The sequence below is a fragment of the Streptomyces sp. NPDC021020 genome, assembly GCF_044333285.1.
In the GTDB taxonomy this organism is placed as follows: domain Bacteria; phylum Actinomycetota; class Actinomycetes; order Streptomycetales; family Streptomycetaceae; genus Actinacidiphila.
Genome location: NZ_JBIRQQ010000004.1, coordinates 698,916 through 719,153, shown reverse-complemented (window position 1 = coordinate 719,153; position 20,238 = coordinate 698,916). Strand labels below are relative to the sequence as shown.

Here is a 20,238-nt window from a genome sequence, read left to right as displayed (position 1 = left end):
GCCCGGGTGTGCCCCGCCCCGCGCGGGCGGGAAGCGGGCGCGGGGCGGGGGCCGGGCTGCGGGCGGGCCGTGCGGCCCGGTGCTGGAGGGAGCCGGTCAGGACACGCTCACCTGGGGCTCGCCGGAGGCCACGCCGGCGTCCTTCATCTGGTCGGCGAGCTTCATGGCCTCGTCGATCAGGGTCTCCACGATCTTCGACTCGGGCACGGTCTTGATGACCTCGCCCTTGACGAAGATCTGGCCCTTGCCGTTGCCGGAGGCGACCCCGAGGTCGGCCTCGCGGGCCTCGCCGGGGCCGTTGACGACGCAGCCCATGACGGCGACGCGCAGCGGCACCTCCATGCCCTCCAGGCCGGCGGTGACCTCCTCGGCGAGCTTGTAGACGTCGACCTGGGCGCGGCCGCAGGACGGGCAGGAGACGATCTCCAGCCGGCGCTGGCGCAGGCCGAGCGACTCCAGGATCTGGATGCCGACCTTGACCTCCTCGGCGGGAGGCGCGGACAGCGAGACGCGGATGGTGTCGCCGATGCCCTCCGACAGCAGCGCGCCGAAGGCGACCGCCGACTTGATGGTGCCCTGGAAGGCCGGGCCCGCCTCGGTGACGCCGAGGTGCAGGGGGTAGTCGCACTTCTCGGCCAGCAGCCGGTAGGCGTTGACCATGACGACCGGGTCGTTGTGCTTCACGGAGATCTTGATGTCGCGGAAGCCGTGCTCCTCGAAGAGCGACGCCTCCCACAGCGCGGACTCGCACAGCGCCTCGGGGGTGGCCTTGCCGTACTTCTCCAGCAGGCGCCTGTCGAGGGAGCCGGCGTTGACACCGATGCGGATCGGCACCCCGGCGCCGCCGGCGGCCTTGGCGATCTCCCGCACCTTGTCGTCGAACTGCTTGATGTTGCCGGGGTTCACGCGGACCGCGGCGCAGCCGGCGTCGATCGCGGCGAAGACGTACTTCGGCTGGAAGTGGATGTCGGCGATCACCGGGATCTGCGACTTGCGGGCGATCGTGGACAGGGCGTCCGCGTCGTCCTGGGTCGGGCAGGCCACCCGGACGATCTGGCAGCCGGAGGCGGTCAGCTCGGCGATCTGCTGCAGCGTGGCGCCGATGTCGGAGGTCCGGGTGGTGGTCATGGACTGCACGGAGACCGGAGCGTCACCGCCCACGGCGACGCTGCCGACCTGGATCTGACGGCTCTTGCGGCGGTCGGCGAGCTTGATCGGAACATCCGGCATACCGAGCGAAATCGCTGTCATCTGCGTGGCATCCCCATGGTGTGGCACAAGTCCCGGCGTGGGCGGGCTCCGGGGTCGAGATTACGTCACCCGGTCCCCGGGGCTCACCCGGCTCGGGACATCAGGAACTGAGTTTGACGGGGTTCACCACGTCGGCGATGAGAACCAGCAGCGTGAAGCACACGAAGATGCCCGCGACGACGTAGGCGACCGGCATGAGCTTCGCCACATCGAACGGCCCCGGGTCGGGCTTGCGGAAGACCCGGGCGGTGTGCCGCCGCAGCGACTCCCACAGTGCCCCCGCCACGTGGCCGCCGTCCAGCGGCAGCAGCGGGAGCATGTTGAACAGGAACAACGACAGGTTGAAGCCCGCGACGAGGATCACCATGGTGGCGATGCGGTCGACGGCCGGTTCGTGCAGCGAGAAGACCTCGCCGCCGACGCGGGCCGCGCCCACCACGCCCATCGGCGAGTCGGCCTTGCGCGGGGCGCCCTCGAAGGTGGCGCGCCACAGGTCGGGGATGCGCTGCGGGAGCCGCAGCAGCGAGTCGACGCCCTGGTGGGCCATGTCGCCCATGTAGCTCACCGAGCCGGTGAAGCTCAGTGGCGTGATCTGGCCGGCCGGGCTGAAGCCGAGGAAGCCCGCGGTGACCGTGCCGTCCACCGGCCGGCCGTCGCTGTCGGTCTTGGCGACCACGTTGGTGGTGATCACCGGGTGCAGCGTGACGCGCTTGCCGTCGCGCTCGACCACGATGGTGGCCTTGCCCACGCCGGTGCGGATGTCCTGCGAGAGATCCGCCCAGTTCTTGACCGGCCGCCCGTTGAACTCCAGGAAGCGGTCACCGGGCTTGAGCCCGGCGAGCTTGGCGGGGGCGGTCGGGTCGGTGGATTTGCACGGGTTGTCCGGGTCGCGCTTGGCCGCGTCGGTCTGCGCGACCACGCAGTCGCTGACGGAGGAGACGACGGTGGTGTCCTTGGCCACGCCGATGCCCATGAAGACCGCCAGCGCGAGGCCGAAGGCCAGGATCAGGTTCATGAACGGCCCGGCGAACATCACGATGACGCGCTTCCACGGCTTGCGCGTGTAGAACAGCCGCGTCTCGTCGCCCGGCTGCAGCTCCTCGAAGGCCGCCGAGCGGGCGTCCTCGATCATGCTGCGCCACGGCGAGGTGGAGCGGGCGGTGATCCGCCCGTCCTCGCCGGGCGGGAACATCCCGATCATGCGGATGTAGCCGCCCAGCGGGACGGCCTTGAAGCCGTACTCCGTCTCGCCCTTCTTCCGCGACCACACGGTCGGTCCGAAGCCGACCATGTACTGCGTCACGCGGATCTTGAAGAGCTTGGCCGTGGACAGGTGCCCCAGCTCGTGCCAGGCGATGGAGACCATCAGACCGACAGCGAAGACCACTATGCCGAGGACCGTCATGAGACCGGTCATACGCGTGCTGCCTCCGTTGCCTGGGCCAGTTCCACCGCCCGGGCGCGCGCCCAGGCCTCCGCTTCGAGGACGTCCTCCACCGTCAGGGAAGTTCCCGTCCCGGGTGTGCCGTGTTCCTCCACGACCTTCGCGACGGTGTCGACGATGCCGGTGAACGGCAGCCGGCCGGCGAGGAAGGCGTCCACGCACTCCTCGTTGGCCGCGTTGAACACCGCGGGCGCGGTGCCCCCGAGACTACCCACATGGCGGGCCAGCGCGACCGACGGAAACGCCTCGTCGTCGAGGGGGAAGAACTCCCACGACATGGCCTGGGACCAGTCGAAGGCGGGTGCGGCGTCCGGCACCCGGTCAGGCCAGCCCAGGCCCAGCGAGATCGGCACCGTCATGTCCGGCGGCCCGGCCTGCGCGATCGTGGAGCCGTCGACGAACTCGACCATGGAGTGGATGTACGACTGCGGGTGCACGACGACCTCGATGCGGTCGAACGGCACGTCGTACAGCAGATGGGCCTCGATCACCTCAAGGCCCTTGTTGACGAGTGTCGCGGAGTTGACGGTGATGACCGGGCCCATGGCCCATGTGGGGTGGGCGAGCGCGTCGGCCGGGGTGACATGGGCCAGCTCCGCGCGGCTGCGGCCGCGGAAGGGGCCGCCGGAGGCGGTCACCAGCAGCTTGCGCACCTCCTCGCGGCGGCCGGCCGCCATCGCCTGGAAGAGCGCGGAGTGCTCGGAGTCGATCGGCACGATCTGGCCGGGCTTGGCCAGCGCCTTCACCAGCGGGCCGCCGACGATCAGCGACTCCTTGTTGGCCAGCACCAGCACCCGCCCGGCCTCCAGCGCGGCCAGCGTCGGGCGCAGGCCGATCGAGCCGGTGATGCCGTTGAGCACGGAGTGGCACTCCAGGCTCGCGGCCTGCGTGGCGGCCTCCGGCCCGGCGAGGATCTCCGGCAGTACGGCCCCCGCGCCGTACCGCTCGGCCAGCGCCTCGCGCAGCGGCCCGACGGCGGCCTCGTCGGCGACGGCGACGGTGCGCACGCCGAGCCGGTGCGCCTGCTCGGCGAGCAGCGCGACCCGGCTTCCGGCGGCGGAGAGCGCCGTCACACGGAAGCGGTCCGGGTTGCGCAGCACCAGGTCGATCGCCTGGGTGCCGACGGATCCGGTGGAGCCGAGGATCACGATGTCGCGGGGGCCGTCCGCCGGGTCGCCGGTGACGTGCGGGCGGTAGTGCGGGTCTGCGAGAGCGTCCGTCATGGGGCCATTGTGTCGTGCGCGGAGCACCCCGCGTCCAGCACCCCGCACTGCCTGTGGACAACTCGCGGCACCCGCAGCTCAGCGCACCGGGCGGTGGACGTCGGCGGTCTGCGACGGGCCCGGCGCCGCGTCGGCGATCCACGGCCCCTCGCGGCTGGGGTCGACGATGCCGGCCTCCAGCCAGGTGGCGGTGCCGTCGAGCACCGCGCGGGTCAGGGCGCGGTCGGGTCCGTCGGTGTTGGTCCACAGCCGGGCGAACAGCTCGTCGGTGCGGATCCGTGCCTGCCGGCAGAAGGTGTCGGCCAGCAGCCGGGCCTGCGGCCCGTGGTCGCTGCTCGCGGCCAGGTGCTGGGCGCGCACGCACGCGGCGCTGATCGCGAACAGCTCGGCGCCGATGTCGACGATCCGGGCCAGGAAGTTCTGCTTGGTCTCCATCCGGCCCTGCCACCGCGACATGGCGTAGAAGGTGCAGCGGGCCAGCTTGCGGCAGCCGCGCTCGGCGTACCGCAGATGCGTGGCCAGGCCGTCGAACTCGGCGTACGCGTTGGGCAGCTGCCCGGGTCCGGCGACGAGCTTGGGCAGCCACTTCGCGTAGAAGCCGCCCGCCTTGGCGCCGGCGCGCGCCTTGTCGCCGAGCGAGGTGTCCGGGTCGATGAGGTCGCCCGCCACCGACAGGTGGGCGTCGACGGCCTCCCGGGCGATCAGCAGGTGCATGATCTCGGTGGAGCCCTCGAAGATCCGGTTGATCCGCAGGTCGCGCAGCAGCTGCTCGGCGGGCACCGCGCGCTCCCCGCGCGCCGCGAGCGAGTCGGCGGTCTCGAAGCCGCGCCCGCCGCGGATCTGCACCAGCTCGTCGGCGATCCGGCAGGCGGCCTCCGAGCCGTAGAGCTTGGCGAGGGCGGCCTCGATCCGGATGTCGTTGCGGTCCTCGTCGGCCATCTGCGAGGACAGGTCGAGCACCGCCTCCAGCGCGAAGGTGGTCGCGGCGATGTACGCGATCTTGGAGCCGACCGCCTCGTGCCGTCCGATCGGCCTGCCCCACTGCTCGCGGGCGCCGGACCACTCCCGGGCGATCTTCAGGCACCACTTCGCGGCGCCGACGCAGCCCGCAGGCAGCGACAGCCGACCGGTGTTCAGGGTGGTCAGGGCGATCTTCAGCCCGGCGCCCTCGGGGCCGATCCGGTTCGCGGCGGGCACCCGCACCTGGTGGAAGCGCGTGACGCCGTTCTCGATACCGCGCAGCCCCATGAAGGCGTTGCGGTGCTCGACGGTGATGCCGGGCGAGTCCGCCTCCACGACGAAGGCCGAGATGCCGCCCCTGTGCCCCTCGGACGCCGGGACCCTGGCCATGACGACCAGCAGGTCGGCGACGACACCGTTGGTCGTCCACAGCTTCACGCCGTCCAGCACGTAGTCGTCCCCGTCGGGCACCGCGGCGGTGGCGAGCCTCGCGGGGTCCGAGCCGACGTCCGGCTCGGTGAGCAGGAAGGCGCTGATGTCGCTGCGGGCGCAGCGGGGCAGGAAGGCCTGCTTCTGCTCCTCGGTGCCGAACATCTTCACCGGCTGCGGTACGCCGATCGACTGGTGGGCCGACAGCAGCGCGCCCACCGCGGGGCTCGCCGAGCCCACCAGGGCCAGCGCCTTGTTGTAGTACACCTGGCCGAGGCCGAGGCCGCCGTACGCGGGGTCGATCTTCATCCCGAGGGCGCCCAGCTCCTTCAGGCCGCGGATCGTGTCGTCCGGGATGCGCGCCTCGCGGTCGATCAGGGCCCCGTCGATCGAGGTCTCGCAGAACTCCCGCAGCCGGGCCAGGAACTCCTCGCCCCTGGCCGCGGCTTCGGGCGCGGGCTGCGGATACGGATGGATCAGGTCGAGGCGGAAGCGGCCGAGGAAGAGCTCCTTGGCGAAGCTGGGCTTGTGCCAGTCCTGCTCGCGGGCGGCCTCCGCGACCTGGCGGGCCTCACGCTCGGTCACCTTGGGTGCTGTGGCGGGTGCGGACACGGGTGCGTCACCTCCGGGTAGCCGGTTACCAACCGGTGCTACCTGTCCGTACTACCCGAATTCCGGCAACCTCACCAGACGAGCCGTCAGCCCGCGCCGCCGCCGCTGCCCCAGGAAGGCGTCACAGATCCAGGCCCGTGAGCACCAGGACCCGCTCGTAGGTGTAGTCCTCCATGGCGAAGCGCACGCCCTCGCGCCCGCTGCCGGAGTCCTTCACCCCGCCGTACGGCATCTGGTCGGCGCGGTAGGAGGGCGCGTCGCCGATGACCACACCGCCGACCTCCAGCTCGCGGTGGGCGCGGAAGGCCAGCCGCAGGTCGTGCGTGAAGACCCCGGCCTGGAGGCCGAAACGGGAGTCGTTGACGGCGGCGAATGCCTCGTCGGCGCCGTTCACCCGGTGCAGTGACAGCACGGGCCCGAAGACCTCCTCGGTGGCGAGCACCGCGTCCGGCGGCAGGTCGGCCAGCACGGTGGGGGCGTAGCTCGCACCCTCCCGGGTGCCGCCGGCCAGCAGCGTCGCGCCCTTGGCCACGGCGTCGTCCACCCACTGCGCGACCCGTACGGCGGCGGCCTCGCTGACCAGCGGGCCGACGTCGGTCGCGGCGTCGGACGGGTCGCCGGTTGCCTGGGCCCGGACCCGCGCCACGACGCGCTCGGCCAGCGCGTCGTAGACGGCGGCGTCGGCGACGACCCGCTGCACCGAGATGCAGGACTGCCCGCCCTGGTAGTTCGCGAAGGTCGCGATACGGTCCGCCGCCCATTCCAGGTCGGCGTCCGAGGACCAGTCGGCAAGCACCACGGCCGCCGCGTTTCCGCCCAGCTCCAGCGTGACGTGCTTGCGCGGCACCGAGTCGGCGATGGCGTGGCCCACCGTGTCGGAGCCGGTGAAGGAGATCACCGGCAGCCTCGGGTCCTGCACCAGCGCGGGCATCCGGTCGTTGGGCACCGGCAGCACGCTCCACGCGCCCGCCGGCAGCCCGTCGGTCTCCGCGAGGATCTCGCCGAGCAGCAGCGCCGACAGCGGGGTCGCGGGCGCGGGCTTGACGATGATCGGGACGCCCGCCGCGAGCGCCGGGGCGACCTTGTGCGCCACCAGGTTCAGCGGAAAGTTGAACGGCGCGATGCCGAGCACCGGCCCGTGCCCGAAGCGCCGGGTCAGGGCGAGCCGCCCTACCCCGCCCGGGTCGGTGTCGAGCCGCTGCGCCTCGCCCGCGTTGAAGCGGCGGGCCTCCTCGGCCGCCCAGCGGAAGACCGACACCGCGCGGCCGACCTCGCCGCGGGCCCACTTCAGCGGCTTGCCGTTCTCCGCGGTGATCAGCCGGGCGGCCTCTTCGGCCCGCTCGGCCAGCCGCCGCGAGACGTGGTCCAGCGCCGCGGCCCGCACATGCGCCGGGGTCGCCTCGAAGGTGCGGTGGGCCGCTGCCGCCGCCGCGACCGCCGCCTCCACCTGCGCCTCGTCCGGCACGCTCACCCGGCCGACGCACGAGCCGTCCCACGGGCTCGTCACGTCGAAGGACTCCCGGCCGGTGGCCCGGCCGCCGGCCAGCCAGAACGCGTACGGTTCCGCCGTCGCCACGCTCGTCACGGTGGGTTCCGCCTTCCTGTCGGGGGTGTCGCTCGCCGGGCCCCACCGTAGACACCGGGGCCCACCCCGCATGTTGTCCACCGCGGAGTGCCCGGACGCCGCCACGTGACGCTCTGGCCAGCGCCTGCGCGTCCAGTACGGGACCGGCCCGGCCTCCTGCGGCGGCGAACCCCGCGGAAGCGGCCCCCGTGGGCCCGGCGCCGCGCCTATCCTGGCCGCCCGGGCTGCGGAGGGGGCGGGCACATGGCGGAGACGGTCACGATCGCGCTGGGCGACGGCACGGAGGTACGGGCGGAGGTCGTCGGCCAGGTGCCCTTCCAGAACGCCGACGAATCCGGCGCCTTCAGCGACGTCGGCATCCGGTCGCGCGCCGCGGCCGCGGGCTCCGCCGTCACGCTCACCCTCGACGGCGTGCGGGACACCGTGCGGGCGGTCGGCCGGTGGGCCGCGGAGACCGTCACCGAGGGCGGCGCGGCGGGCGACCCGGACTCCTTCGAAGTCGAGTTCGGCCTCAAGCTGGCGGTGAAGTCGGGCCAGCTGCTGGGCGTCATCGCCGAAGCCGGCGCGGAGGCGGGGCTGACGGTGAAGCTGTCCTGGGACCTGGCGGCGCGGCGGGCGGCGGCAGCGGGGAGCACTTCCGCGCCGTAGCACTGCGTGGGCGGTTCAGCCGTCCGCCTCGGCCTCGGTCTTGAGGGCGAGCCACAGCTCCATCCGCACGTCCGGGTCGTCGAGCGAGCAGCCGAGGATCTCCTCCACCCGCCGCATCCGGTAGCGCAGGGTGTGCCGGTGGACGCCCAGGTCGGCGGCGGCCGCGTCCCACTGCCCGTGGTGCGACAGCCACGCGTGCAGCGAGGCCACCAGGTCGCCGCGCGACGTCGCGTCGTGCTCCCGCAGCGGGCGCAGCAGCCCCTCGGCGAAGGCGCGTACGGCGTCGGCAGCGAGCAGCGGCACCACCGAGCCCGCCCCGACCTCGCCGTGCTCGACCAGGTTGCGGCCGCGGCGCACCGCCACGGCCAGCGCCCGCTCCGCCTGCCGGTGCGCCTCCGGGACCTCCTCGGGCGGCACTGCCGCCGACAGCCCCGCCGACAGCGCGTCCTCCGCCTCGGCGAGATCCGCCGCCGCGGCCAGCACGGTGGCGTCCTCGGCGGCGAGCAGCAGCAGCCGGGCGCCTTCGTGGCAGGTCAGCAGCGGCTCGCCCGAGCGGGCCGCGGTCGCGTCCGCCTGCTCGGCGAGCCGGGCCAGCGCCTCGATCCCGAGCCGGTCGTCCGCGGGCTCGGCGACCAGCACCCGCACCGGATGGTCGAGCAGGGCGCCGTAGAGGTCGCCCGCGGTGCTCCTGGCGTGCCCGGTCTCGCCCGCGACCAGCATCCGCAGCACCGCCGCCGCCAGCCGGGTGTGCGCCTCCTGGAGGGTGCGGGACTGCTCCAGGGACAGCGTCAGCAGCGCGACCGCGGCGTTGACCACGTAGCGCGCGGAGGTGTCGAGACGGCTCTCGGTGCCGACGGCGAGATAGCCGCGGGGGCGGCGCCCGGTGCCCAGCGACTGGATCTCCACCCGGTCCTCGCACCCCGCGGGCCCCGGCACCGCGGCGCCCGCCGGTCCCTGGATCTCCCGCATCCGCTCCACCTCGGCGCCCAGCCGGGCGGCCCGCTTCCCCGCCCACTCCGGGGCCGCGGCCAGCACCGCGCCCGACGCGTCGTAGAGCGCGGCCCAGCCGTCGAGGTGGCCGGCCAGCCGGGTGAGCAGCGCGGCGGGGCCGTCCGGGGCGAGGGCGGCGCGGGTCAGGTCCCGCTGGGCCTCGAAGCCCGCGGTCACCGCCTTGTAGCGGTCGGCGGCCAGGGCGGCCGAGACGGTCTTGCTGATCGCGATGAAGGGCGTCCTGCGCGGCACTTCCAGGAGCGGCAGGCCCGCCTGCTCCGCCGCCTCCACCAGCGCGGCCGGCACCTCGTCGTACCCGACCCCGACCCCGAAGCCGAGCCCCACGACGCGGGCGCCCGTGAGCCGCCGCACATAGCCGCGCAGCGACTCCGGATCACCGACGTCGAGCGCGAGCCCCGTCGTGAGCAGCAGCTCGCCGCCCTCCAGATACGGGCCCGGGTCGTCCAGCTCGCTGGTGTGCACCCAGCGCACCTCGGAATCCAGCCGGTCCCTGCCGGCGAGAACGGTGAGCTTCAGCGCCGAGTGCTGCGCAAGGGACGCGAGGGTGAGGGGCATACGGACCAGATACCGGCATTCGCTGGACGTTCGGCCGACCGGGAATGGCCGCCCCCCGCAATTGTGCCGCACGGCCGGGCCCGGCCCGCCACCGTCACGCCCGAAGATCCACCAGCACCGGTGGCGCGCTCTCCCCCGCCGTCGTGGTGAACGACACCACGGCGTGCCCGGCGGGCACGCTGTTCGCCAGGTCCGAGGCCGACCACCGCTCCCGCTCCACCTCCCTGACGGTCACCGACTCGGTGGTGACCGCCTCCCCGGTGAAGACCTTGCGCACGCCGCGGCTGAAGCGCCGCGCGAAGCCCCCCGACTGGTCGGGGGTCCGGGTCACGTCCCTGGTCTGGACCCAGGCCGTCCCCCACGCCTCGGCGAAGTGCTTGCCGTCCCAGGTGGTGACCCCGGACATGACCATCCGGCAGCCCATCGCCGCGACCAGTGCCGTCCGCAGGTCGTCCGGCACCTCGTCCAGCGTCCGCAGCGCCAGGACGACCCCGGCGTTCGCCGAGCGCAGCCGGGCGAAGCCGCGTACGGACCCGGCGCCGACCGCGTGGGCCGCGTCGTCGAGGACGAGGCAGGCGAAGAGCGAGCGGTCGCGCCGCGCGCCCATGGCGGCGGTGAACTGCGCCAGGACGAGCCGCACCAGGACGCGCGCGGCCTCGGTGTGCCCGTGCGCCGGCAGGTCGATACGGACCCGCACCGGGTGCTCCAGCGCCCGCATGGTGAAGGGGCGGGACCGGCCCGTCACGTCGAAGAACCCGGCGAAGGCCGGCCGGTCGAGGAGGGCGATCCGGTCGGCGAGCTGCGGCGCGATGTCGCCGCGCTGCCCTGTCTGGCGCTCCCGCGCGTCCAGTTCCCTGATCAGCCCGGGGGCGCCGGCGGCGTCCAGGGCCTGGCGCAGCGCGGCGAAGGCGTGCGGGGTGCCGTCGAGGAGTTCACGCAGCTCCGGAACGGCGGGGAAGCGGCCGAAGGCGGCGTGGAAGGGCCCGATGACCTGGCTGAGCGCGGTCGCCGCCCGCCGCACGTCCTGCTGCCTGGCGCCGGGCCCGTCCACGAGCGCCTCGGCGAGAGTGCCCGCGGCGACGTCCGGGTCGTCGCTGCCGTAGAGATCCAGGTCGTAGCGGGAGGAGGGATCGGCCAGCGCGATGACGACGTCGTACGCGTCGGCCGAGCCGAGCTCGGCCCCCGACGTACCGACCGTCACCACCGCGGCCTGGCCGGTCAGTGCCTGCAGGCACAGCGACTCGGCGACCGGCCGCACCACCAGGCGGGTCTTGCCCGCCCCCGAGGGGCCGACCACCAGGAGCCCGGTGCCCAGCAGCGCCGGGTCGAGGGCGATACCGGAGCCGCGGTGCTGGTACGGATTCCGCTCGGCGTCGGTGCCGCGGCCGATGCGCACCTGACGGGCCAGCAGGTCGTGCGGCGCGGCGCGGCGCGGCAGATCCCGCTCGCCCGAGGGGTGCGTGAACGCCTCGGCGCCCTCGCCCAGCACCGCCTCGCCGAACGCGGCCACTCCCCCAGCCCCCGCCCGCGCGACCGACCAGGCGCGGCTGATCCGGACGTAGTCCACGTCGTTCATCCGCCCGACCCGCACCTCACCGGCGAGGCGGTCGGCGAGCCCGTGCTGATGCGCGGCCCGCAGCTCGGGCCACGCCGCCGGGTCCTCGCGCGGGTCGTCCGGCGCGGCGCCCGGTTCCGGGGTGTCGATCAGTCTCCCGAGCGTCGGCTTCAGGAAGCGCCGCCACACCTCGGTCCACTGCCCCTTGCGCCCGAGCATGAGGCCCAGGAGGAAGAGCACGACGGCGTACCCCGAATACCCGAAGACCGTGTAGAAGAACGTCGTGTGGGTCCAGCTGTCGGGCAGGAAGATCCGCAGGATGCCGACCACCAGCTGGTAGGCGAGATCGCCGCCGTTGACGAAGAGCGACCAGAGGAAGGCCGCCGTGAGTGCGGTGAGGGTGGCAAGCCCGAGGAGATGGCGCGTCGACAGGCGGTTGGGATCCGGCTTCGGACGCGGTGTGTGCCCGAAGCCGTAGATACCGGGAGCGTCCACGGCGCGCGGTGTCCGCAGCCAGCGTTCCAGGGCGGAGGACGGGGGTGGCTGGGCGGGGAGAGGCGGGGGCGCGCTGGGCCGGGGGACGGGGGAAGTCGTGGGGCGCGGCGGGGCGGCGGGGCGGGGCGGCCCGTCACCGGGCCGTTCGCCGCCGCGGCGCTGCCTGCCCTCGTAATCCATGGCTTCCATGGCGCGCCTGCCCCTCGTCGCCGCCCGATGCGCACAATGTAGTCGCACCGCTACGCCGGACGAAAGGATCTTGGCCGGATGCCACCCGCCCCGCGGAGCGCGGGGCACTGGCCGTTGCGGCGAAGACTCGCCGGGGAGTGTGACCGTTCGGCGTATGCGGCGGTGGAAAGGGGGAGCCTAGCCTCGCGGGGAGGGTCCGGATGGGTCGCTGGTGAGGGAATCGAGGAGAGTGGGCGTCATGGGCGGATTGCCGCAGGAGCGCAGGCTGGTCACCGAGGTGCCGGGGCCGCGGTCGCGGGAGTTGCTGGGGCGGAAGACGGCGGCGGTCGCGGACGGGGTGGGCGTGACGCTGCCGGTGTTCGTGGCGCGGGCGGGCGGCGGTGTCGTCGAGGACGTGGACGGCAACCGCCTGATCGACTTCGGCTCCGGCATCGCCGTGACGTCGGTGGGCAACAGCGCGCCCGAGGTGGTGCGGCGGGCGTCGGAGCAGCTCGCGGACTTCACCCACACCTGCTTCATGATCACGCCCTACGAGGGCTACGTCGAGGTCGCCGAGCAGCTCAACGCGCTGACGCCGGGCGACCACGCCAAGAAGTCCGCGCTGTTCAACTCCGGTGCCGAGGCGGTGGAGAACGCGGTGAAGATCGCCCGCGCCTACACCAAGCGGCCCGCGGTCGTGGTCTTCGACCACGGCTACCACGGGCGCACCAACCTCACGATGGCGCTGACGGCGAAGAACATGCCGTACAAGGAGGGCTTCGGGCCCTTCGCGCCCGAGGTCTACCGGGTGCCGCTGGCGTACGGCTACCGCTGGCTGACCGGGCCGGAGCACGCCGCCGAGGAGGCGGCCGCGCAGGCGATCGACGTCATCACCAAGCAGATCGGCGCGGAGCACGTGGCGGCGATCGTGATCGAGCCGATCGCGGGCGAGGGCGGCTTCATCGTGCCGGCGCGCGGCTTCCTTCCGCGGATGGCGCAGTTCGCGAAGGACAACGGGATCGTCTTCGTGGCGGACGAGATCCAGACCGGCTTCTGCCGGACGGGCCAGTGGTTCGCGTGCGAGGACGAGGGCGTGGTGCCGGACCTCGTCACGACCGCGAAGGGCATCGCGGGCGGGCTGCCGCTGGCCGCGGTGACCGGGCGCGCGGAGATCATGGACGCGGCGCACTCGGGCGGCCTGGGCGGCACCTACGGCGGCAACCCGGTGGCGTGCGCGGCGGCGCTGGGCGCGATCGCGACGATGAAGGAGCTGGACCTGCCGGCGAAGGCGCGGCGGATCGGCGAGGTGATGACGCCGCGGCTGCGCGCGCTGCAGGAGAAATACCCGGCGATCGGCGAGGTGCGCGGCCGCGGTGCGATGATCGCCGTGGAGCTGGTGCGGCCGGGCACGAAGGAGCCGGACGCGGCCCTGACGGCGGCCGTGGCCAAGGCCTGCCATGCGGCCGGCCTGGTGGTGCTCACCTGCGGGACGTACGGGAACGTGCTGCGTTTCCTGCCGCCGCTGGTCATCGGGGAGGATCTGCTGGAGGAGGGCCTCGGCATCATCGAGGAGGCCTTCGCCGGAACGGTGTGAGCCGGAGTCGGAACGGTGTGAGCCGGGGTCGGAGCGGCGCGGGATCAGGGTCGGAACGGGCCGCGACCGGGGTCGGAGCAGGCCGGGGCCGACGGCCGGAACGGGACGTGAGCGGGGACGCGGGCCGGGTGCGACGCCGCCGGGTCGGCGGATCCTGGCGGGAGGGCGCAGGTCGTGAAGAAGGTGTGCGGGCCTGATGGCGGACGGGTGATCGGGCTGTCCGGCCCCTTCGGGGTGCCCTACCGTTTCTTGCGAACACCCCGCTCGAAACCGGCTCCGGTGGATCCGGCGAAAGGCGGCAACGGGTCGGCGATTCCCCATCGCCGGCACGGCAGTGCCCTCGCGCACGAAACTGCCGGGTCCGCGGACGGGCCCGGCGCACCTCGCCGATCGGTCGGCCGTTCGTCCCACACCCCCCGGGACGGGCGGCTCGGCGATCGCCCTGGCCGCCCCGGAGCTCTCCCCCCTGTTCCGGGGCGGCATTCTGCTGCCGGGAGTACCCGGAGCCCCCTGAGCACCGGGCCCGTCCGGACCGCCGCCCGCGGTCTCTACGCCCTCGCCGCGGTCTTCTGCGCCGGTGCCGCCCTCTTCGCCGTCCTTACCGCGCAAGTGTCCGGCGGCGGCCGGCTGGTGGCGCGGGATTGGGCGGTGCTCGGCTGGTTCCAGCGCGCGGCGGCGGCGCATCCGGCGCTGAACGGTCCCGCGCAGGTGCTCTCGGACGTCGGCAACGTGCAGGTGGCGGTGCCGCTGCTGCTCGCGGCCGTGGTGGTCGCGGGGGTGCGGGGGCGGCGGTCCGGGTTGCTGCTGTGGTGGCTGCCCCCGCTGGCCGCGGTGCTGGCGATGGCCCTGGTGCCGCTGGTGGTCGGGCTGGTGAAGTCGGCGGTGGCACGGCCCGCGCCGGGCAAGCTGCGGCTGGGGCCGAACGGCTACGCGGGTTTCTTCCCCTCCGGCCACACCGCGACCTCCTCGGTGGCGGTGGGCGCCGCGGCGCTGCTGGTGCTGCCGGCGGTCGGGCGGGCGGCGCTGCGCCGGGCTCTGTACGCCGCGGCGCTGCTGCCGGCGGCGGGGGTGGGTGCGGGGCTGGTGTGGCACGGCTACCACTGGCCGCTGGACGTGCTGGCGAGCTGGTGCCTGGCGGCGTCGCTGCTGTCGGCGGTGGCCGCGGCCGGGGTGGTGGCCCGGGCGGTGGCCGCGGGGGGCCGGGAGTCAGGTGTGGGTGGGGAATCCGAGGTTGATCCCGCCGTGTGAGGGGTCGGGCCAGCGCTGGGTGACGGCCTTGGCGCGGGTGAAGAAGCGCACGCCGTCCTCGCCGTAGGCGTGCGTGTCGCCGAAGAGCGAGGCTTTCCAGCCGCCGAAGGAGTAGTAGGCGACGGGCACCGGGATGGGCACGTTGATGCCGACCATGCCGACCTCGACCTCGTGCTGGAAGCGCCGGGCCGCGCCGCCGTCGCGGGTGAAGAGCGCGGTGCCGTTGCCGTACGGGTTGGCGTTGACCAGGGCGAGTCCCTCGTCGTACGAGGCGACGCGGACGACGCTGAGGACGGGGCCGAAGATCTCGTCGTCGTAGACCGGCATGCCGGGGCGGACGCGGTCGAAGAGGGTCGGGCCGAGCCAGAAGCCGCCCTCCGCGGCGTCGCGGGACAGCGGGTGCTTGCGGCCGTCGACGGCGAGTTCGGCGCCCGCGGCGACCCCGGCGTCCAGGTAGGAGGTGACGCGGTCGCGGTGGGCGCCGGTGACGAGCGGGCCCATGTGCGACCCGGGCGCGGAGCCGGGGCCGACGGTGAGGCCGGCGATGCGCTGCTTGACCCGCTCGACCAGTCCGTCGCCGACCGGGTCGACGGCGACCAGCACGGAGACGGCCATGCAGCGCTCCCCCGCGGAGCCGTACCCGGCGTTGACGGCGGCGTCCGCGGCGAGGTCGAGGTCGGCGTCGGGGAGGACGAGCATGTGGTTCTTGGCGCCGCCGAGCGCCTGGACGCGCTTGCCGTGCCGGGTGGCGGTCTCGTGGACGTGCCGGGCGACCGGGGTGGAGCCGACGAAGGAGACCGCCTTGACGTCCGGGTGCTCCAGCAGCCGGTCGACGGCCTCGCGGTCGCCGTGCACGACGTTGAGGACGCCGTCCGGCAGCCCGGCCTCGCGCCACAGTTCCGCCAGCAGGTTCGCCGCCGAGGGATCCTTCTCCGAGGGTTTGACGACGACGGTGTTGCCCGCGGCGATCGCGAGCGGGAAGAACCACAGCGGGACCATCGCGGGGAAGTTGAACGGCGAGACGACGGCGACCGGACCGAGCGGCTGGCGCAGCGAGTAGACGTCGATCCCGGTGGAGGCCTGCTCGGTGTAGCCGCCCTTGAGCAGGTGCGGGATGCCGCACGCGTATTCCACGACCTCCAGGCCGCGGGCGATCTCGCCGAGCGCGTCGGTGTGGATCTTGCCGTGCTCGGCGACGACGACGGCGGCCAGCTCCTCGCGGCGGGCGTGGAGCAGCTCGCGGAAGGCGAAGAGCACCGCGCTGCGGCGGGCGACGGAGGCGTGCCGCCAGTCGGCGAAGGCGTCGAGCGCGGCGGCCACGGCCTCGTCGACGACGTCCGCCGAGGCGAGGTCGACCCGCCCGGTGACAGCGCCGGTCGCCGGGTCGTGGACGTCGCCGTGGCGGGCGGCGGTGCCGGTCCAGGGGCGGCCGGCGATCCGGTGGGTGATGCGCTGCGGCTGTGTCACGGGCAGGCCCCTCTTGCGTCGCCGTCGTCCTCCCGCCAGTCTCGCCGCGCCGGGGGCCGCGCCTCAAGCACCACGCTGCGGGCGCGGCCGTACGGGTACGGGCCCCGGTCCGCTCAGCCGCCCGCGAGCCGCGCGGCCGCCTCGTGCATCGCGGCCTCCAGCACCTCGGGGTCGGTGAGGTGGCCGGTGCCGTCCGGCGGGACGAGCCAGCGCACCCCGCCGGTGGGGCGGCCGGGGTAGGGGACGACGATCCAGGCGCCGCTGCCGAGCCCGCGTACCCCGCCGGCCAGCCAGCGGTCGGTGGTGCCCGCGGGGACGAAGAAGCCGAGCCGCGAGTCGCCGAAGTCGGCGAGCACCGGTCCCGGCCGGCCTGCGAGGCCGGTCAGGACGTCCAGGGTGGGGTGGCCCAGCTCGCCGCGCACGATCAGTACGTCCCACAGCCGCCCGGCGGGCAGCAGGACGACCCCCAGCGGGTTGCTCTCCCATTCCCGGCGGACGGCCGCCGGGTCGTGTGCCGCCGACACCAGCCACTCGACCGCGCTCCTCGCTCCGGCGCTGCACATGCCGCTCCTCCTTCTGCCGCGTGGCGCACATCCGTCACCGGAGGAGAGCGGGCGGGGCGGCAGCTCTTACGCGGGTTCGCCTACCGACTGGTAGTGACGCGGCTCACATCCCGCCCGGACGCCCGGCGGCCGCTGGCCCTGCGCGCAGGAGGACCGCACGCGGCGCGGGAGCGGCGTTCTACGATGAGGCGGCACCGCAGCCGGTGCCCGCCACCCGCTCCCAGGAGGATCCGCATGCCCGACAGCGCCGCCGCAGGCGGGCTCGACGCCTTCATCGCCGGGCTGCCGAAGGCCGAACTGCACGTCCACCACGTGGGGTCCGCTTCCCCGCGGATCGTGGCGGAGCTGGCCGCGCGGCACCGGGACTCGGCGGTGCCGACCGATCCCGAGGCGCTCGCCGACTACTTCAGCTTCCGGGATTTCGCGCACTTCATCCAGGTCTACCTGTCGGTCGTCGACCTCATCAGGGACGCCGAGGACGTGCGGCTGCTCACCTTCGAGGTGGCGCGGGACATGGCGCGGCAGAACGTGCGCTACGCCGAGCTGACCGTGACCCCGTACAGCTCGACCCGGCGCGGCATCCCGGACCGGGAGTTCATGGCGGCGATCGAGGACGCGCGCAAGGCGGCGGAGGCGGAGCTGGGGGTGACGCTGCGCTGGTGCTTCGACATCCCGGGCGAGGCGGGGCTGGTCTCCGCCGAGGAGACCGCGCGGATGGCCGTGGACCTGCGGCCCGACGGCCTGGTGTCCTTCGGCCTCGGCGGGCCCGAGATAGGGGTGCCGCGCCCGCAGTTCAAGCCGTACTTCGACCGCGCGCGGGCCGCCGGGCTGCACAGCGTGCCGCACGCCGGGGAGACCACCGGGCCGGAGACGGTGTGGGACGCGCTGCGCGAGCTGGGCGCCGAGCGGATCGGCCACGGCACGAGCGCGGCGGGCGACCCGCGGCTGCTGGAGCACCTGGCCGAGCACCGGATCCCGCTGGAGGTCTGCCCGACCTCCAACATCGCCACCCGCGCGGTCGCCACCCTCGACGAGCACCCGATACGGCAGATGATCGAGGCGGGCGTCCTGGTCACCGTCAACAGCGACGACCCGCCCATGTTCGGCACCGACCTCAACACGGAGTACGCGGTGGCCGCCCGGCTGCTGGAGCTGGACCACCGCGGGGTGGCGGCGCTGGCGAAGAACGCCGTGGAGGCGTCCTTCCTGGAGACGCCCGGCAAGGCGCGGATCGCCGCCGAGATCGACGCGTACACCGCGGCATGGTGACGGTCGTCGCCCACCGCGGCGATCCGTACGAGCACCGCGAGAACACCCTGCCGTCGGTGCGCTCGGCGCTGCTCAAGGGCGCGGACGCGGTGGAGGTCGACGTGCGGCTGACGCGCGACGGGGTGCCGGTGCTGCTGCACGACCGGTCGCTGGACCGGCTGTGGGGCCGTCCCCGGGAGGTCGACGCGCTGACCCTCGGCCAGGTCGCGGACGCCACCGGGGGCGGCGTGCCGACGCTCGCGGCCGCGCTGGCCGAGCTGGACCGGCACGCGCGCGGCCGGATGCTGCTCGACCTGACCGGGGCGGCGCAGGTGGCGCCCACGCTGGCGGCGGTCGCGGCGGCGGGCGCGGCCGAGCGCGTCTACTACTGCGGCGAGCTCGGCGCGATGCGCGCGGTACGGGCCGCGGACCCGGCCGCCGAGATCGCGCTGACCTGGAAGACCTCGGCCCTGCCCGCGGACGCGCTGCTCGCGGAGGTGGCGCCGCGCTGGCTGAATTTGCGCTTCGGGCTGGTGAACGCCGCGACGGTGGGCTTCGCGCGCGAGCACGGCCTGCTGGTGGCGGCATGGACGGCGGACTGGCCGCCGTCGATGCGCCGGCTGCTGGCGTTCGGGGCCGACTCGATCACCACCAACCGGCTCGCGTCGCTGCAGCGGCTCGTCGCCCGCCGCGCCCGCTCCTGAGGGGGATCAGTCCAGGGACGTCATCACGTGCTTGACGCGCGTGTAGTCCTCGAAGCCGTACGCCGACAGGTCCTTGCCGTAGCCGGACTTCTTGAAGCCGCCGTGCGGCATCTCGGCGACCAGCGGGATGTGGGTGTTGATCCACACGCAGCCGAAGTCCAGCCGCCGCGACATCCGCATGGCGCGCGCGTGGTCCCGGGTCCACACCGAGGAGGCGAGCGCGTAGTCCACGCCGTTGGCCCACTCGACGGCCTGGTCCTCGTCGGCGAAGGACTGCACGGTGATGACCGGGCCGAAGACCTCGTGCTGGACGATCTCGTCGTCCTGCCGCAGGCCCGAGACGACGGTGGGCGCGAAGTAGTAGCCGACCTCGCCGACCCGGAAGCCGCCCGTCTCGACCTTGGCGTGCGCGGGCAGCCGGTCGATGAAGCCGCTGACCCGCTCCAGCTGGCCGGCGTTGTTGAGCGGCCCGTACAGGACGTCCTCGTCCGTCGGCAGGCCCGTCTTCGTCTCGGCGGCGGCCTTGGCGAGCGCGGCGGTGAACTCCTCGTGCACCGACTCGTGCACCAGTACGCGGGTGGCGGCGGTGCAGTCCTGGCCGGCGTTGAAGTAGCCGGCCACCGCGATGTCCTGGACGGCGCGCGGGATGTCGACGTCCTCGAAGACCACCACCGGTGCCTTGCCGCCCAGTTCGAGGTGGACGCGCTTGAGGTCGCGGGCGGCGGAGCCGGCCACCTCCATGCCGGCGCGGATCGAGCCGGTGATGGACGCCATCGCCGGGACGCGGTGCTCGACCATGAGCCGGCCGGTGTCGCGGTCGCCGCAGACGACGTTGAAGACGCCCTTCGGCAGGAACTCCGCCATGATCTCCGCGAGCAGCACGGTGGAGGCGGGCGTGGTGTCGGAGGGCTTGAGCACCACGGTGTTGCCCGCGGCGATGGCCGGGGCGAACTTCCACACCGCCATCATCATCGGGTAGTTCCACGGCGCGACCTGCGCGCACACCCCGATCGGCTCGCGCCGCACGAAGGACGTCATCCCCTCCATGTACTCGCCCGCGGAGCGGCCCTCCAGCATGCGGGCGGCGCCCGCGAAGAAGCGGATCTGGTCGACCATGGGCGGGATCTCCTCGCTCATGGTCAGCCCGATCGGCTTGCCGGTGTTCTCGCTCTCGGCCCCGACCAGCTCGGCGGCGCGGGCCTCGACCGCGTCGGCGATCCGCAGCAGCGCCTTCTGCCGGTCGGAGGGCGTGGTGTCGCGCCAGCCGGGGAAGGCCGCGGCCGCCGCCGCCATGGCCGCGTCGACGTCGGCGGCCCGCGACAGCGGCGCGGTGGCGTAGACGTCGCCGGTCGCCGGGTTGACCACCTGCGTGGTGCGGCCGTCCGCGGCGGCGCGGAATTCTCCGTCGATGTGGTTGCGCAGAGTGCGGAGTTCGGTCACGGCGTTTGCTCCCTGGTCGTCCGGATCGTGCTGCTGTG

The 20,238-nt window shown here is 73.9% G+C and carries 15 protein-coding genes; 5 read left to right on the top strand and 10 right to left on the bottom strand.

Going from position 1 to position 20,238, the window contains the following annotated elements; translation table 11 throughout:
* Nucleotides 1-96: 96 nt before the first annotated feature.
* The 5 genes from ispG to ACH4SL_RS14880 all read right to left on the bottom strand — a co-directional run bounded on the left by ispG (nucleotide 97) and on the right by ACH4SL_RS14880 (nucleotide 7,495).
* Complete coding sequence (gene ispG, locus ACH4SL_RS14900; protein WP_398445198.1) at nucleotides 97-1,251, bottom strand: flavodoxin-dependent (E)-4-hydroxy-3-methylbut-2-enyl-diphosphate synthase; 1,155 nt, start codon at nucleotides 1,249-1,251, stop codon at nucleotides 97-99.
* 100 nt (nucleotides 1,252-1,351) lie between these two features.
* Nucleotides 1,352-2,668: a M50 family metallopeptidase gene (locus ACH4SL_RS14895; protein WP_398445196.1), complete on the bottom strand. Its 1,317-nt coding sequence runs from the start codon at nucleotides 2,666-2,668 to the stop codon at nucleotides 1,352-1,354.
* The gene (gene dxr / locus ACH4SL_RS14890) at nucleotides 2,665-3,918 is read right to left on the bottom strand and encodes a 1-deoxy-D-xylulose-5-phosphate reductoisomerase (protein ID WP_398445193.1); all 1,254 of its coding nucleotides are present in this window, start codon (nucleotides 3,916-3,918) and stop codon (nucleotides 2,665-2,667) included. Before dxr ends, ACH4SL_RS14895 begins: the two co-directional genes overlap by 4 nt.
* A gap of 78 nt (nucleotides 3,919-3,996) precedes the next feature.
* A complete protein-coding gene (locus ACH4SL_RS14885; RefSeq protein WP_398445191.1) occupies nucleotides 3,997-5,919 on the bottom strand; it encodes an acyl-CoA dehydrogenase family protein in 1,923 nt (640 codons plus the stop codon).
* Nucleotides 5,920-6,040: 121 nt separating this feature from the next.
* Nucleotides 6,041-7,495, bottom strand: a complete 1,455-nt coding sequence (locus tag ACH4SL_RS14880) for an aldehyde dehydrogenase family protein (RefSeq protein ID WP_398445189.1) — start codon at nucleotides 7,493-7,495, stop codon at nucleotides 6,041-6,043.
* 252 nt (nucleotides 7,496-7,747) lie between these two features.
* On the opposite strand from ACH4SL_RS14880, the gene ACH4SL_RS14875 reads away from it, so the two are divergent.
* Nucleotides 7,748-8,152 (top strand): CU044_2847 family protein, encoded by a 405-nt coding sequence (locus ACH4SL_RS14875; protein ID WP_398445186.1) that lies wholly within the window; start codon nucleotides 7,748-7,750, stop codon nucleotides 8,150-8,152.
* Nucleotides 8,153-8,167: 15 nt separating this feature from the next.
* On the opposite strand, the gene ACH4SL_RS14870 is transcribed toward ACH4SL_RS14875, so the two are convergent.
* On the bottom strand, nucleotides 8,168-9,718 hold the full coding sequence (locus ACH4SL_RS14870; protein WP_398445184.1) for a PucR family transcriptional regulator: 1,551 nt from the start codon (nucleotides 9,716-9,718) through the stop codon (nucleotides 8,168-8,170).
* 94 nt (nucleotides 9,719-9,812) lie between these two features.
* Nucleotides 9,813-11,948 (bottom strand): ATP-binding protein, encoded by a 2,136-nt coding sequence (locus ACH4SL_RS14865; protein ID WP_398445364.1) that lies wholly within the window; start codon nucleotides 11,946-11,948, stop codon nucleotides 9,813-9,815.
* Between the two features lie 247 nt (nucleotides 11,949-12,195).
* Between ACH4SL_RS14865 and gabT the strand changes: the two genes are divergently transcribed.
* Both gabT and ACH4SL_RS14855 read left to right on the top strand, forming a co-directional pair.
* Nucleotides 12,196-13,530, top strand: coding sequence for a 4-aminobutyrate--2-oxoglutarate transaminase (gene gabT, locus ACH4SL_RS14860; RefSeq protein WP_398445182.1), 1,335 nt, complete (start codon nucleotides 12,196-12,198; stop codon nucleotides 13,528-13,530).
* 609 nt (nucleotides 13,531-14,139) lie between these two features.
* Nucleotides 14,140-14,778, top strand: a complete 639-nt coding sequence (locus ACH4SL_RS14855) for a phosphatase PAP2 family protein (RefSeq protein ID WP_398445180.1) — start codon at nucleotides 14,140-14,142, stop codon at nucleotides 14,776-14,778.
* On the opposite strand, the gene ACH4SL_RS14850 is transcribed toward ACH4SL_RS14855, so the two are convergent.
* Together ACH4SL_RS14850 and ACH4SL_RS14845 are read right to left on the bottom strand one after the other, a co-directional pair.
* The gene (locus ACH4SL_RS14850; protein WP_398445362.1) at nucleotides 14,737-16,251 is read right to left on the bottom strand and encodes a CoA-acylating methylmalonate-semialdehyde dehydrogenase; all 1,515 of its coding nucleotides are present in this window, start codon (nucleotides 16,249-16,251) and stop codon (nucleotides 14,737-14,739) included. The genes ACH4SL_RS14855 and ACH4SL_RS14850 overlap by 42 nt on opposite strands.
* A 107-nt stretch (nucleotides 16,252-16,358) precedes the next feature.
* Nucleotides 16,359-16,808 carry a bifunctional DNA primase/polymerase gene (locus ACH4SL_RS14845; protein ID WP_398445178.1) on the bottom strand — a complete coding sequence of 150 codons (450 nt, stop codon included), beginning with the start codon at nucleotides 16,806-16,808 and terminating at the stop codon, nucleotides 16,359-16,361.
* A 234-nt stretch (nucleotides 16,809-17,042) separates the two neighbouring features.
* Between ACH4SL_RS14845 and ACH4SL_RS14840 the strand changes: the two genes are divergently transcribed.
* Nucleotides 17,043-18,077, top strand: coding sequence for an adenosine deaminase (locus tag ACH4SL_RS14840; RefSeq protein ID WP_398445176.1), 1,035 nt, complete (start codon nucleotides 17,043-17,045; stop codon nucleotides 18,075-18,077).
* Nucleotides 18,071-18,760, top strand: coding sequence for a glycerophosphodiester phosphodiesterase (locus ACH4SL_RS14835; RefSeq protein WP_398445173.1), 690 nt, complete (start codon nucleotides 18,071-18,073; stop codon nucleotides 18,758-18,760). The genes ACH4SL_RS14840 and ACH4SL_RS14835 overlap by 7 nt, the downstream gene beginning before the upstream one ends.
* 6 nt (nucleotides 18,761-18,766) lie before the next feature.
* Here ACH4SL_RS14835 and ACH4SL_RS14830 read toward each other — a convergent pair whose 3' ends face one another.
* Nucleotides 18,767-20,200 carry a gamma-aminobutyraldehyde dehydrogenase gene (locus ACH4SL_RS14830; RefSeq protein ID WP_398445171.1) on the bottom strand — a complete coding sequence of 478 codons (1,434 nt, stop codon included), beginning with the start codon at nucleotides 20,198-20,200 and terminating at the stop codon, nucleotides 18,767-18,769.
* Nucleotides 20,201-20,238 lie beyond the last annotated feature (38 nt).

Bases quoted from the DNA above. Each gene is read 5' to 3' on its own strand.
- dxr (WP_398445193.1), bottom strand. From the start codon at position 3,918: ATGACGGACGCTCTCGCAGACCCGCACTACCGCCCGCACGTCACCGGC.
- gabT (WP_398445182.1), top strand. From the start codon at position 12,196: ATGGGCGGATTGCCGCAGGAGCGCAGGCTGGTCACCGAGGTGCCGGGG.
- ACH4SL_RS14840 (WP_398445176.1), top strand. From the start codon at position 17,043: ATGCCCGACAGCGCCGCCGCAGGCGGGCTCGACGCCTTCATCGCCGGG.
- ispG (WP_398445198.1), bottom strand. From the start codon at position 1,251: ATGACAGCGATTTCGCTCGGTATGCCGGATGTTCCGATCAAGCTCGCC.
- ACH4SL_RS14875 (WP_398445186.1), top strand. From the start codon at position 7,748: ATGGCGGAGACGGTCACGATCGCGCTGGGCGACGGCACGGAGGTACGG.
- ACH4SL_RS14870 (WP_398445184.1), bottom strand. From the start codon at position 9,718: ATGCCCCTCACCCTCGCGTCCCTTGCGCAGCACTCGGCGCTGAAGCTC.
- ACH4SL_RS14845 (WP_398445178.1), bottom strand. From the start codon at position 16,808: ATGTGCAGCGCCGGAGCGAGGAGCGCGGTCGAGTGGCTGGTGTCGGCG.
- ACH4SL_RS14835 (WP_398445173.1), top strand. From the start codon at position 18,071: ATGGTGACGGTCGTCGCCCACCGCGGCGATCCGTACGAGCACCGCGAG.
- ACH4SL_RS14895 (WP_398445196.1), bottom strand. From the start codon at position 2,668: ATGACCGGTCTCATGACGGTCCTCGGCATAGTGGTCTTCGCTGTCGGT.
- ACH4SL_RS14865 (WP_398445364.1), bottom strand. From the start codon at position 11,948: ATGGATTACGAGGGCAGGCAGCGCCGCGGCGGCGAACGGCCCGGTGAC.